The organism is Luteibacter aegosomatis (genome assembly GCF_023078455.1).
Lineage (GTDB): Bacteria > Pseudomonadota > Gammaproteobacteria > Xanthomonadales > Rhodanobacteraceae > Luteibacter > Luteibacter aegosomatis.
On sequence record NZ_CP095740.1, the window covers coordinates 4,433,764 to 4,446,346 of the forward strand.

A 12,583-nucleotide genomic window follows, 5' to 3' on the forward strand; every position below is an offset into this window, starting at 1 on the left:
CCCATGTCCGTCGCACTCACCCCTTCGCACCTCGACCGCCTTCCCGCCGGCGTGGAAGCCCCGCCGTTCGACCGCGGCAAGGTGTCCGCCGGCATCGCGCACATCGGCGTGGGCGCCTTCCATCGGGCGCACCTGGCGATCTACACCCAGCGCACGCTCGCCGATGCCGACATGGCCTCGTGGGGCATCCTCGGCATCCACCTGCTCGACCACGACCGACCGCTCGCCGAGGCCTTCGGCGCGCAGGACGGGTTGTACTCGGTGAGCGAATACGATCCGCACGGCGAACGCCGCACGCATGTCGTCGGTGCGATGGTCGATTACCTCCATGCGCCGACCGCCGGCGCGGCGGCCGTGCTGGAGCGCCTGGCCGATCCCGCCATCCGCATCGTCTCGCTGACGATCACCGAAGGCGGCTACCTCATCGACGAGAACGGCCGCTTTCGCCTCGACGACGAGACCGTCGTCCACGACCTGGCCCACCCCAACGCCCCCAAGGGCGTCTTCGGTTTCATGGTGGGCGCGCTGGAGCGGCGGCGCGCCGCCGGCACGCCGCCGTTCACGGTGATGTCGTGCGACAACCTTCGCCACAACGGCGCCCAGGCGCGCAAAGCGGTGCTCGCCTTCGCCACCGCGCGCTCGAAGGAACTGGCCGCGTGGATCGAGGCGGAAGTCGACTTCCCCAATGCGATGGTCGATCGCATCACCCCCGCGACCACGCCCGCGGTGCGCGACGAACTCAACGCCACCACCGGCCTGGACGATCGTGCGCCGGTCATCTGCGAGGACTTCATCCAGTGGGTGCTGGAAGACCGTTTCCGCCACGGCCGCCCGGCGTGGGAACGCCACGGCGTTCAGATCGTCGACGACGTGTCGCCTTACGAGGACGCGAAGATCCGTCTGCTCAACGGGTCCCACCAGATGCTTTCCTATCCCGCCTTCCTGGCGGGCCACCGTCGCGTGGACGTGGCGGTGAAGGACCCGCTGTTCCAGCGCTACCTCACCGACTTCCTCGACAAGGACGCGGGCGTCTGGCTGACATCCCTCCCCGGCATGGACCTCGATCCCTACAAGAAGAAGCTGCTCGAGCGTTTCGGCAACGCCTCCATCGCCGACCAGCTCGACCGGCTCTGCCTCGACGGCGGCTCGAAGATCCCCGGCTTCCTCGGCCCGACCCTCCGCGCGTGCCTGGAGAACGGCAAGGACGCGCGCCGCCTGGCCTTCCTGCTCGCCGCGTTCGACCGCTACGTGCGCGTGGGCCACGACGACGACGGTGCCGCCTACCCTCTGCGCGAGCCCAACGCGATGCACCTGGTGCAGGCACTGATCGACAGCGGCTCGAAGGACGCGCTGATCGAAAGCGAGGACCTGGTGGGGCCGCTACCCGCGAAGGACACGCGCTTCCGTCGGCAATACGAGACGTACGTGGCATCGATGGAGGAACGCGGCGTGCGCGCGACGCTGGAACGGCTGGATGCGCTCGTCGACTGAAGCTTTACGAAGCATTCCCGGTGGCTTCACCCCGCCGGACCTAGCTTGCATGGCAAGTCCGCTACCTGGAGTGCCGGTCCATGCCATATACCCCGACCAATCCGCAGCCCCCGTTCGCCGAGCCGGGCAAGAACCGCCCCGAGGACGAGATCCGCCAGCCCGGCAGCTACCGTCCCGAGCGCGATGCCGACCCGGAGCCGCCGGTGGACGACGATCCGGTGGAGCCGTTGGAGCCGAAATGAACGAAGGGCGCCGCGAGGCGCCCTTTCTTCATCCCCTGTGCCGCCAGGCATAGGCCACCATGTCCCAGGGACGGAACACGAAACTCAAACGATGCTCGCCCGCAGGCACGCAAACGGCGCGGAACATGCCGTTGGCGCGATGGATGGGCAACGGTTTTCCGTCGAGCCGGGCCTGCCAGCCGGGATGGTCCAGCTCGCCCGCCACGACCCAGCCCGCCGACGTCGCGCGCGTGTGCAGCTCCTGGCGAGTAGGCGTATTCCTCACGGGGTCGAGAGCGACCGCGCCGTGACAGGACGATGCATCGGTTACCGCCGATGCGAAATCATCGGCATCCCGAGGGGTAAGCCATAACGTTTCCGCGAAATCGGTATGGACGAAGGCGGCTACCCCGGGGGCCTCCTCGACGCGGAGGACGTTCGCCCGCCGGGGGTTGAGGAAACGAGGATAGGCTCGATCGTTGCGCAGGAGGTCGACGTAGGCGAACGACTTTTCGAGCCGGTAGTGGGAGGGCGGCGCATATGGCGCGCCAGGCCGCCCCTTCCCGAGCACGAGGTAACGCACGCCCAGCAGATCGTCGAGCCGGGCAAGAGGTGGTGCGTTGTAGGGCGAGTCGGGCACGTTGACGAGCGTGTTTTCCCTCGGCCGGTACCATCGTTCGTAGAGTGCGTAGCGAAGCGGATTGTAACCCTGCGTCGACGCGATCCCGGCGAGCATGCCGCCGTCGTCCCAGATGGCGCCCGCGTCGCGGGTCGCGATACGGGCGGGTGGCGACGCACCGTTCGTCCCCAGGGCCTGCTTCAGATAGGCGACCTCGGGACTGTCCAGGTAACGCTTCGCCTCGTTGGGGGAGGTCAGGAAGCGTCCGCTGAAATTGAACATCCGGTAATCCGCGACGATGACGACGAGAAGCCATACGACGGCGCGCCACGCGTCGTGACGTTGATGCACCTGCCACAGGGCAACCAGCGCCACGGCGGGCGCAACGAACGTGGTAGCGCGCGAGGGCAGCATCGTGGTGGCGGCGATCGCCAGCCATCCGGCCGCCACCACGAGCAGCACGGTCAACTCACGGTGCGATCGAAGGTCGATGCGGCTCGCGCCGATGCCGGCAAGAAAGGCCAGCGCGACGTCGAGCACATAAGCCGCGTCGGATGGCCGGCGAAAATGGACGAGCCCCGGCATCCATCCATAGAGCCAGCCGTAGATGGGCGTATGCGTGCCCAGCATGTAGATCGTCGCCGCGACCGCGAGGGCGCCGAAACAGACGATCGTCCGCGCGTAACCGCTACGCCATGCGCGTCCCAGGCCCAGGAGGGCGAGCAGCGGGATCGCGCCGATATAGAGGAAGGCCTGCACCGGATCGACCGAAGCGTGTTCGAAGTCGCTCAATCCACCGAAGGCGTTGGGATGAACCAGATGGAGGAAGGCACGCGCATCGAGCGACGACCCCGCCGCGTCCGACAGGGCCATTTCGCTGCGATTGGACATGACCATCGCGCTCCAGCTGAAGACCAGTTGGGGGCCTCCGATCGCCAGAGCCGCCACGACCGCCAGCGCCAGCCCGCCGGCGACCGCGCGACGCCGGGACGCGTCGTAGACCGGCCAATGACGGACGAGCGCCACGCATGCATAGGCACCGATGACGATGACGAACAGGTAGGTGACCTGGACGAGCTGGGTCACCATCGCGCCCGCCGCCAGTCCCAACAACGACGCGCGCGCGACACCCGGTGTCGCCAGGAAGTGCCGCAAGGCCAGCAGAACCAATGGCACGTATGCGTACGCGATGACGATGGGAACGTGTTCCAGTCGCGACGCCGCGACACCGCCACCCATGTAGACGATGGCTCCCACCAGCGAACCGAATGCGTTGGTTCCATGTCGGCGCAGCACGGCGAGCATCGCTGTCGCGCCCATGAGCATGTGCAGGAGAACGCCCCAGCTGAACCATGTGGCGCCGGGATCGGCGGGCAAGAGCATCCAAGCCATCAGGAGCGGCGAAAAAAGCATGCCCTGCGGATCGCCGATCTGGGCGTAACCGCCGTAGATGTAGGGATTCCACCAGGGCAGCTCACCCGTACGCAGACCGTGCGCGTTGAAATAGACGGTGGGATAGAACTCGTTGATGGCATCCCAGGGCAACACCCGTCCCCGGAAGAGCAGGCTGGAATCCAGGATCAGCCAGATGAGGCACAGCAGGAGGAACAGCCGGCGAAAAGACATCGTGTCCGTGATCAAAGCAGCCATCGGCGTTGGCGGGTGGAGCGGAAAGTCTAAGGCATCCGGACCGAAGACCCTGTGGTGGCCTTCGCCGAGCGGCTAGACTTCGCCCATGAGCCCCGCTTCCAAGAAACCCCGGCCACGACGCACGGCCGCGCCTTCCGCGCGCCACACCCCCACACCGGCGCCGACCTCACGCCCCGCCGACGCTTCCACGTCCGCCGAGCGCGTGCTCGCCTTCGTGTTGCGCGGCATGCCCGCCGCGCGGCGCGACCGCGTCTACGCCTTCCTGCAGCTCACCCGCATGGATCGCCCCATCGGCGCGTTGCTGCTGCTGTGGCCGACGTGGTGGGCCTTGTGGCTGGCGGCGAAGGATTTTCCGCCGATCGGTCCCCTGGTGATCTTCACCCTCGGGGTGTTTTCCATGCGCGCGGCGGGCTGCGCCATCAACGACTACGCCGACCGCAAGCTCGACCCCCAGGTGGCGCGCACGCGCGGCCGGCCCATCGCCAGCGGACGCATCACGCCACGCGAAGCCCTGTGGACGTTCGCCGGGCTGATCGCGTTCTCCTTCGTGCTGGTGCTGTTCACCAACCGCTTCACCATCCTGCTGTCGTTCGGTGGCGCCGCGCTGGCCGCGGCCTACCCCTTCACCAAGCGCTATACCCATCTTCCGCAGGTGGTGCTGGGCGCGGCGTTCGGTTGGTCGATCCCCATGGCGTTCGCGGCCGTCATCGAGAGCGTACCGCCGGTGGCGTGGCTGCTGTTCATCGCCAACATCGTCTGGTCGGTGGTCTACGACACGATGTACGCGATGGTCGACCGCGAGGAAGACATTGCCGCCGGCGCGAAGTCCACCGCCATCCTGTTCGCCGATGCCGATCGCGTCATCATCGGCATCCTCATGGGTACCTTCCTGCTCGCCATGGCGATGGTCGGCACCCGCTCGAACCTCGGCTGGCCCTACTGGATCGGCCTGCTCGCCGCCGCCGGCATGTTCGCCTACCAGCAATGGATGATCCGCGAACGCCAGGGGCCCGCCTGCCTCGCCGCGTTCCGCCACAACAACTGGGTAGGCCTCGCGATCTGGGTGGGCATCGTGCTGGCGCTGGCATTGTGACGCAGGTCACCTTCGTCATCGAGTCGAAAGACATCTCGGTCGATTGACATCCGACGGAAACGAAGACTGAAATAATCCGTCATCACTTACGTTTAACGTCGCCGGGAATCGCGCACCCAGGGAGAGGCCGCGGACCCGGCCACCCCTGCCGGGTCGCGGGGTGGGTGCGTACGCCCATCCCATCCCCGGAGTTTCCCCCAACATGCGTAGCACCCCGCTCGCCCGCGCCCTGCGCGGGGCACTCTTCGGCGCTTTCGCCGTTTCGGCCGCTGCCCAGGCCCAGGATGCCGCTCCCCCGAAAAAGGCCACCGATCTCGACGACGTGGTGGTGACCGCGCGTTCGGGCGTCGAGACCCGCACCAAGGCGGAGACCAGCTATTCCATCACCACGATCGACGAAGATCGCCTGCGCATGCAGGCGCCGACCAGCGTCACCGAAGCGGTGAAGTCGGTGCCCGGCTTCTGGGTGGAATCCTCCGGCGGCGAGGCCTCGGGCAACATCCGCGCGCGCGGCATCCCGGTGGACGGTTACGGCTCGGTCACCCTGCTCGAAGACGGCATCCCCGTGCAGCACGATCCGGCGCTGGGTTACCTCAATGCCGACCAGGCGTTCCGCCTGGACGAAACCATCGAGCGCGTGGAGGTGGTACGCGGCGGCCCTTCGTCGATCTTCTATTCGAACGCCCCGGCGGGTGCCATCAACTTCATTCCGCGCACGGTCGGCGATACCGCCGAAGGCCTGGTGAAGTACACGGTGGGCAACTATTCGCTCAACCGCCTCGACTTCTGGTACGGCACGCCGGTCGGCAACGGCTGGAAGGCGTCGTTCGGCGGTTTCTGGCGCGTGGACGACGGCATTCGCCGCCCGCAGTTCCATGCGGACGACGGCGGCCAGCTCCGCGCCACGCTCTCGAAGCAACTGGAGCACGGCGACATCAGCTTCGACGTGAAGCACCTGGACGACAAGGTGGCGCTGTATCTGGGCATCCCGATGCGTACCACGCCGGGTGGCGACATCCGCGCCGTGCCCGGCTTCAGCGGCAACTACGGCACCCTGGTCGGTCCGGAAACCCGCGACCTCGACATGCGCGAGGCCGGCGGCGGCACCTATCACTTCGACAACTCCGACGGCACGCACGTCAAGCGCACGCAGGTCTCGTTCAAGTTCGACCACGACCTGGGCGACGACTGGAAGCTGGCCGAATCGGCCCGCTACAGCGCCACCGATTCGCAGCGCAACGGCGTATTCCCCAATGCCGTGCAGAGCGGCAGCTCGCTCATCGCGCAGGACAGCGCCAAGCGCCTCGGCCTCATCCCCGGCGCCACCGCGCTGCAGTTGCGCTACGTCGACAACCCCTCGCAGGTGTTCGACGTCGCCAACCAGAACGGCAACGGGCTGGTGGTCACCGGCGGCATCCGTGGCGTGACGGCGCCGGTGAACGAGTTCGACAACGATACGCGCCTGTTGCGCAAGTTCGAGATCGGCGACCAGACCCACGACGTGACGCTGGGCTACTACCACGCCAACTTCACCCAGCGCTTCGACCGTTACTCGTCGACCGTGCTGCTCGACGTGCGCGACAACGCCCGCCTGCTGGACCTCGTGGGCGTGGATGCCAACGGCAAGGTACTCGGTTCGCTGACGGACCACGGTTACTACCGCTATGGCTACGAGTGGGAAAACGCCAGCGGCAAGTCGGATACCAAGCGTTCTATCTGTCCGACGAATGGCAGGTGACGCCCGAACTTCGCATCGACGGCGGCTTGCGCTACGAGCACGTGAACGTGCAGGGATACACCGAGGGGAAGGCCACCGTCGACATCGGCGGATCGCCGGCCGCCGCGCAGGTGCTCACGGGCAACGGCCAGTTCGCCCACTACGACCAGTCGTTCGACAAGACCGGCTGGACGCTGGGCGCGAACTGGCAGTTCTCGCCACGCCAGGGCGTATTCGCACGATGGACATCGGCCTTCCGGCTGCCCGGCCTGGGCACGTACATCACGAATCCCACGGCCACGCCGGTATTGCAGACCATGGACCTGGCCGAGGCCGGCTGGAAATACAGCGATCGCCATCTCGACCTGTACGCGACCGCGTTCTACACCAAGTACGACAACGTTGGTTTCAGCAACTACGTATTCGACCGCAACGGCAACACCTCGACGGCACAGACCGGCTACGCGGACACCAAGACCTACGGCCTCGAGCTGGAAGGCACGATCTACCCCACGTCGTGGTTCGACGTGCAATTCAACGCGACCTACCAGGATCCGAAGTACAAGGGCCTGCGCTACACCGAACTGGTGAACAACGCCCCCGTGCTGCGCGACTACGAGGACGACCAGCTCATCCGCGTGCCCAAGGTGAGCTACCGCATCGTGCCGGGCGTGAACCTGCTCGACAACCGCCTGCGCCTGCAGGTGACGTACGAGTTCGAAGGCCGCCGCTACGTCGATACGGCCAACTCGGTGGTGCTGCCTTCCTACCACGTGTGGGGCGCCAGCGCCCGCTACGACGCCACGCGGCAACTGTCGTTCTACCTCTATGCGGACAACATCAACAACTCGCTGGGCCTCACCGAAGGCAACCCGCGAGCCGGCGAGCTGGCCAGCGCCGATGCCGGCGCCAACACGTTCATCGCGCGACCGCTGCTGGGCCGCTCGTACCGCGCCGCCGTGATGTACCGTTTCTGATGCGCGCGCTGACCGCTATCGCCCTCGCTTGCTTCGCCGCCACCGCGGCGGCGGAGCGGGCACCGGATCTCGTGCTGCGTGGCGAGCTGACCGGCAAGGACCATCACACGTATCGCGAGGCACCCTTCGACGTGCCCAAGGGTACCTCGCGGATCACCATCGACGTGGACTACACCGGTCGCGACGAACGCACCACCATCGACCTGGGCCTGCTCGGCCCGGGCGGCTTCGTCGAGCAGGACGGCTTTCGCGGGTGGAGCGGCGGCAACAAGCACCGCTTCACCGTGTCGGCCACCGATGCCACGCCTTCTTACCTGCCGGGTGCCATCGAACCGGGCCGCTGGCGACTGGAGCTGGGCATCCCCAACATCCGTCCGTCGTCGAAATCCACCTACACCGCGAAGGTGTGGTTCTCGCGCGACGACGAAGGCTTTGGCCCCGAGCGCGGGCTGACCGAGCAACCGCTCGACACGCGTGACCGCTGGTACCGTGGCGACCTGCACATGCACAGCGTGCACAGCGACGGCGGCTGCCTCAACGCGTCGGGCACGAAGAAGGTGCCCTGCCCCTTGTTCCTCACCGTCGACAACGCGTCGAAGCGCGGCCTGGATTTCGTCGCCCTCTCCGAACACAACACCATGTCGCAGGTGTCGGAGATGCGCGCCATGCAGCCCTATTTCGACACGATGCTGCTGATCCCCGCCCGCGAGATCACCACGTTCGAAGGGCATGCCAACCTGTTCGGCGTGTCCGCGCCGATCGACTTCCGCCTGGGCACGAAAGACGTACCCGACTGGAACGCGCTGCTCGCCGCCGTGGCGAAAGCCCATGGGGTGATCTCGATCAATCATCCGATGCGGCCCAACGACGAAACCTGCATGGGCTGCGGCTTCACCCCGGCCAGTCCGGTGGACATGCGGGGATTCCAGGCGATCGAGGCGGTGAACGGCACCGACACCGGGCGCAAGGACAGCGGCATCCCGTTCTGGGAAAAACAGCTCGACGCCGGCCTGCGCATCACCGCCATCGGCGGCAGCGACAGCCACGACGGCAGCAAACCCGGCGTCGGTACGCCGACCACGGTGGTCCATGCGCGCGAGCTGTCGATCGAAGGCATCCTCGACGGTATCCGCGCGGGGCACGTGTTCGTGGATATCGAGGGCACGAGAGAGCGCATGCTCGAGGTGCGGGCGCGGGCGGGAGCGCAGGAGGCGGAAATGGGCGACGCGCTCGCCGTCGCGCGCGGCGAGCCGGTGCACGTGGAGGTGCGCACGGTCGCGCTGTCGGGCCAGAAAATGGTGGTGACCGTGGATGGACGGCGTGTCGAACCGCCCGGGAAGGACGTGATCGGTGCCGGTGGCTCGCAGTCGTTCGATTGGACCGGCGATGGCAAGGCGCACTGGCTGCGCGTGGACGTGCGCGATGCGCAAGGGCATCTGCTCGTGCTGGGGAATCCGGTGTACGTCAACCGGCAGGGCTTCTGAATCAAGAGCCGATGTCATGCTGTCGCACCCTCCGACGAGAGGCGCCGGTCAGCCCAGCCCCGTCCGCGCTAAAGCCCATACGTCGACCCGTTCCACCCCGGCGTCTCGTAGCGCGCGAGCACAAGCACCCAACGTCGCCCCGGTCGTCATCACATCGTCCACCACGGCGACATGTCGAACGTCCGGCACCCGCCGCACCGCGAACGCGCCACGCACGTTACGCGCCCGCTCCACGGCATCCAGTTCGCTCTGCGCATCCGTCGCTCGCACGCGCTCGACTGCGTCGAAGCACAGGGAAACGCCGAAGCGCCGCGCCAGCGGCTTCACCAGTTCCAGGGCCTGGTTGAATCCTCGCGCACGCAACCGCGACACATGCAGCGGCACGGGCACGATGGCTTGCGGTAACTCATCCGGTGGATCCGCTCGCAACCAGCACTGCGACAGCGTCCGCCCGGCGGCGAGTTGCCCGTGGAACTTGAACCGGCTTTCCAGCCGATCCAGGGGCAGGGCGTAACGAAAAGGCACCCAGATAGCGTGCCAGGGTGGCGGTTTACGCTGGCACTGGCCGCAAACGGCCGTCTCGCGCGGCAGCGGCAGGGCACAACGCAGGCAGCGCATGCCGTTCAGGGGGAGGGACGCCAGGCAGCCGGCACACAACTCGGTGCCGTCGACGCCCCGGTCGCCGCAGGCCATGCAACGCGGCGGGAGGACGAAACGCCCCGCCGCCGCCAGCCATTCACGCGCATCCATGCGTCGGAAAGCGCCTCAGTCGCGCCGACGGAACATCGCCGCGTCGACGATCGACCACAGGTGGATGATCCAGCCCAGCCAGATCACCCACAGTACCGCCGCCAGAACGAACATGATGAGCGCCTTGAAGACCCGGCCCTGCACCAGTTGGCCCAGGCCCGGGATGAAGAAGCTGCAGATCGCCGCAAGCACGTTGCCGCCGCTGCCCTGACCCTCGCTCATGGGAATACCTCCGTCGGTGGGTAACCCGATGGTAGAGCGGCGGCGGCCCACCCGATGTAAACCACAGAAACGTCATTCAGGTTGACAACAGCACATCCCCTGCCGACACTTCGCGCCTTCGCCCCGGGAGCCCCCATGACCGCAGCCATCCGCCACGACTGGTCCCGCGAGGAGGTCGAGCACCTTTTCGCCCTTCCCTTCAACGACCTGCTGTTCCAGGCGCAGACCGTCCACCGGCAATACCACGATCCGAACGCCGTGCAGGTATCCACCCTGCTGTCGATCAAGACCGGCGGTTGTCCCGAGGACTGCGCCTACTGCCCGCAGGCGGCCCGCTACGCCACCGGCGTGAAGGCCGAGAAGCTGATGAGCGTGGAAGCCGTGCTCGCCAAGGCACAGGCTGCCAAGGACGCGGGCGCCAGCCGCTTCTGCATGGGCGCCGCCTGGCGCTCGCCGAAAGACCGCGACGTGGCCAAGGTGGCCGAAATCGTCGGCGCGGTGAAGGCGCTGGGCCTGCAGACCTGCGCCACGCTGGGCATGCTCACCGGCCCGCAGGCCGAGACCCTCAAGAGCGCCGGCCTGGATTTCTACAACCACAACATCGACACGGCGCCGGATTACTACGGCGAGATCATCCACACCCGCGACATGCAGGACCGCCTGGACACGCTCGAACACGTGCGCGCCGCGGGCATGAAGACCTGCTGCGGCGGCATCGTGGGCATGGGCGAGTCGCGCGCGCAGCGCGCCGGCCTGCTGCAGACCCTCGCCAACCTGCCCGAACATCCCGAATCGGTGCCGATCAACCGCCTCGTGCAGGTGGCCGGCACGCCGCTGGCGGGCACGGATGAGCTGGATCCCTTCGAATTCGTGCGCAGCATCGCCGTGGCCCGCATCCTCATGCCGGCCTCGGTGGTGCGGCTGTCGGCGGGGCGGGAATCGATGGACGACGCCCTGCAGGCGCTCTGCTTCGCCGCGGGCGCCAACTCGATCTTCTACGGCGAAAAGCTGCTCACCACGGGCAACCCCGACGTGGAGCACGACCGCCGCCTGTTCGGGCGCCTCGGCCTGAAGCCGATGGAAGTGGCATTCGAACCCGGCACCGTGCACGCGGATATCGTCGAACCCGCCGTCGCATGAGCCGGCCCGGTCTCCGCGCCCGCGTGGAGGCCGCACGCGCGCTTCGCCAACACGAAGGCCTGCTGCGCCGCACGCGCACCTGCGACGTGCTGCCCGGCGGGCGCCGTGTCGTGGAAGGCCGCATCCTGTCGGATTTCTGTGGCAACGATTACCTGGGCATCGCCGGCCACCGCGATCTCGTCGCCGCGCTGACCCGCTCGGCCAGCGTCGAAGGCGTAGGCACCGGCGCCGCGCACCTGGTCAGCGGCCACCGTGGCGAACACGCCGCGCTGGAAGAAGAACTCGCCGACTGGACCGGGCGCGAACGCGCCCTGCTCTTCTCCACCGGGGTGATGGCCAACCTCGGCACGCTGCAGGCGTTGCTCGGGTCCACCGTGCACGGCCGCCAGGAAGCGCTCTGCGTGCAGGATCGCCTCAACCACGCCAGCCTGATCGACGGCGCGATGCTCGCCGGCGCTGATCTGCTTCGTTATCCCCACGCCGATGCCGAGGCCGCGGCGCGCCAGCTCGACGCCCGCCCCGAGCTGCCCGCGCTGCTGGCGACCGACGGCGTGTTCAGCATGGACGGCGACGTGGCGCCCCTGGCCGCCCTGGCCCGGGCCTGCGGCGAGCGCGATGCACTGCTCTACGTGGACGATGCCCATGGCCTGGGGGTACTGGGCCCGCAGGGCGCCGGCTCGGTCGCCGAGGCCGGCCTCGGTCCGCGCGAGGTGCCCGTGCTCATGGGAACGCTGGGCAAGGCCCTGGGCTGCGCCGGCGCCTTCGTGGCGGGAGACGCCGACCTCATCGAGGCCGTTACGCAGTTTGCCCGCTCCTACGTCTACACCACCGCCATGCCCGCCGCGCTGGCGGCCGCCACGCGCGCTGCCGTGCATCTGGTACGCACCGACCGCGAGGGGCGGCGGGAGCGCCTGCGCGCCAACGTCATCCGCTTCCGCGCCGGGGCCGTGCAACTGGGCCTGGCGCTGATGCCCTCGGACACCGCGATCCAGCCACTGGTGATGGGCTCCGCCGAGGCCGCCACCGAGGCCGCGAGGCAGCTGGAAGCCGCGGGATTCCTCGTGGTGGCGATCCGCCCGCCCACCGTGCCGCGCGGCTCCGCCCGCCTGCGCATCACGCTCTCGGCGTCCCACACGCCCGACCGCATCGACGCCCTGCTGGGGGCGCTGGAACGGCTGCCGGTGCCCCGCGAGGCCACGGCCGTATAATGGGCGGCCGC

Annotated in this window: 11 protein-coding genes; 8 read left to right on the forward strand and 3 right to left on the reverse strand. The window is 67.8% G+C overall.

Annotation, left to right across the window (positions count from 1 at the left end; genetic code table 11):
• Positions 1 to 3 precede the first annotated feature (3 nt).
• Together L2Y94_RS19855 and L2Y94_RS19860 are read left to right on the forward strand one after the other, a co-directional pair.
• Positions 4 to 1,491 (forward strand): mannitol dehydrogenase family protein, encoded by a 1,488-nt coding sequence (locus L2Y94_RS19855; RefSeq protein WP_247371462.1) that lies wholly within the window; start codon positions 4 to 6, stop codon positions 1,489 to 1,491.
• Between the two features lie 80 nt (positions 1,492 to 1,571).
• The gene (locus L2Y94_RS19860) at positions 1,572 to 1,733 is read left to right on the forward strand and encodes a hypothetical protein (protein WP_216158233.1); all 162 of its coding nucleotides are present in this window, start codon (positions 1,572 to 1,574) and stop codon (positions 1,731 to 1,733) included.
• 28 nt (positions 1,734 to 1,761) lie between these two features.
• Here the strand turns inward: L2Y94_RS19860 and L2Y94_RS19865 are convergent, their stop codons facing one another.
• Complete coding sequence (locus L2Y94_RS19865) at positions 1,762 to 3,957, reverse strand: glycosyltransferase family protein (protein ID WP_247371464.1); 2,196 nt, start codon at positions 3,955 to 3,957, stop codon at positions 1,762 to 1,764.
• A 109-nt stretch (positions 3,958 to 4,066) separates the two neighbouring features.
• Here L2Y94_RS19865 and ubiA point away from each other — a divergent pair, with 109 nt between their 5' ends.
• The 4 genes from ubiA (at position 4,067) to L2Y94_RS19885 (ending at position 9,252) form a co-directional block, all read left to right on the forward strand.
• Positions 4,067 to 5,074, forward strand: a complete 1,008-nt coding sequence (gene ubiA, locus L2Y94_RS19870; protein WP_247371467.1) for a 4-hydroxybenzoate octaprenyltransferase — start codon at positions 4,067 to 4,069, stop codon at positions 5,072 to 5,074.
• A gap of 202 nt (positions 5,075 to 5,276) precedes the next feature.
• On the forward strand, positions 5,277 to 6,812 hold the full coding sequence (locus L2Y94_RS19875; RefSeq protein WP_247371469.1) for a TonB-dependent receptor plug domain-containing protein: 1,536 nt from the start codon (positions 5,277 to 5,279) through the stop codon (positions 6,810 to 6,812).
• On the forward strand, positions 6,809 to 7,768 hold the full coding sequence (locus tag L2Y94_RS19880; RefSeq protein WP_247371471.1) for a TonB-dependent receptor domain-containing protein: 960 nt from the start codon (positions 6,809 to 6,811) through the stop codon (positions 7,766 to 7,768). Before L2Y94_RS19875 ends, L2Y94_RS19880 begins: the two co-directional genes overlap by 4 nt.
• Positions 7,768 to 9,252: a CehA/McbA family metallohydrolase gene (locus L2Y94_RS19885; RefSeq protein WP_247371473.1), complete on the forward strand. Its 1,485-nt coding sequence runs from the start codon at positions 7,768 to 7,770 to the stop codon at positions 9,250 to 9,252. Before L2Y94_RS19880 ends, L2Y94_RS19885 begins: the two co-directional genes overlap by 1 nt.
• A 48-nt stretch (positions 9,253 to 9,300) precedes the next feature.
• On the opposite strand, the gene L2Y94_RS19890 is transcribed toward L2Y94_RS19885, so the two are convergent.
• Both L2Y94_RS19890 and L2Y94_RS19895 read right to left on the reverse strand, forming a co-directional pair.
• Positions 9,301 to 10,002, reverse strand: coding sequence for a ComF family protein (locus L2Y94_RS19890; RefSeq protein ID WP_247371475.1), 702 nt, complete (start codon positions 10,000 to 10,002; stop codon positions 9,301 to 9,303).
• A 15-nt stretch (positions 10,003 to 10,017) separates the two neighbouring features.
• A complete protein-coding gene (locus tag L2Y94_RS19895) occupies positions 10,018 to 10,224 on the reverse strand; it encodes a hypothetical protein (protein WP_144916619.1) in 207 nt (68 codons plus the stop codon).
• 135 nt (positions 10,225 to 10,359) lie between these two features.
• Here L2Y94_RS19895 and bioB point away from each other — a divergent pair, with 135 nt between their 5' ends.
• Complete coding sequence (gene bioB, locus L2Y94_RS19900) at positions 10,360 to 11,364, forward strand: biotin synthase BioB (RefSeq protein WP_247371477.1); 1,005 nt, start codon at positions 10,360 to 10,362, stop codon at positions 11,362 to 11,364.
• Entirely contained in the window at positions 11,361 to 12,572 is a 1,212-nt protein-coding gene (locus tag L2Y94_RS19905) for an aminotransferase class I/II-fold pyridoxal phosphate-dependent enzyme (RefSeq protein ID WP_247371480.1), read from the forward strand. The genes bioB and L2Y94_RS19905 overlap by 4 nt, the downstream gene beginning before the upstream one ends.
• The last annotated feature ends 11 nt before the right edge of the window (positions 12,573 to 12,583 follow it).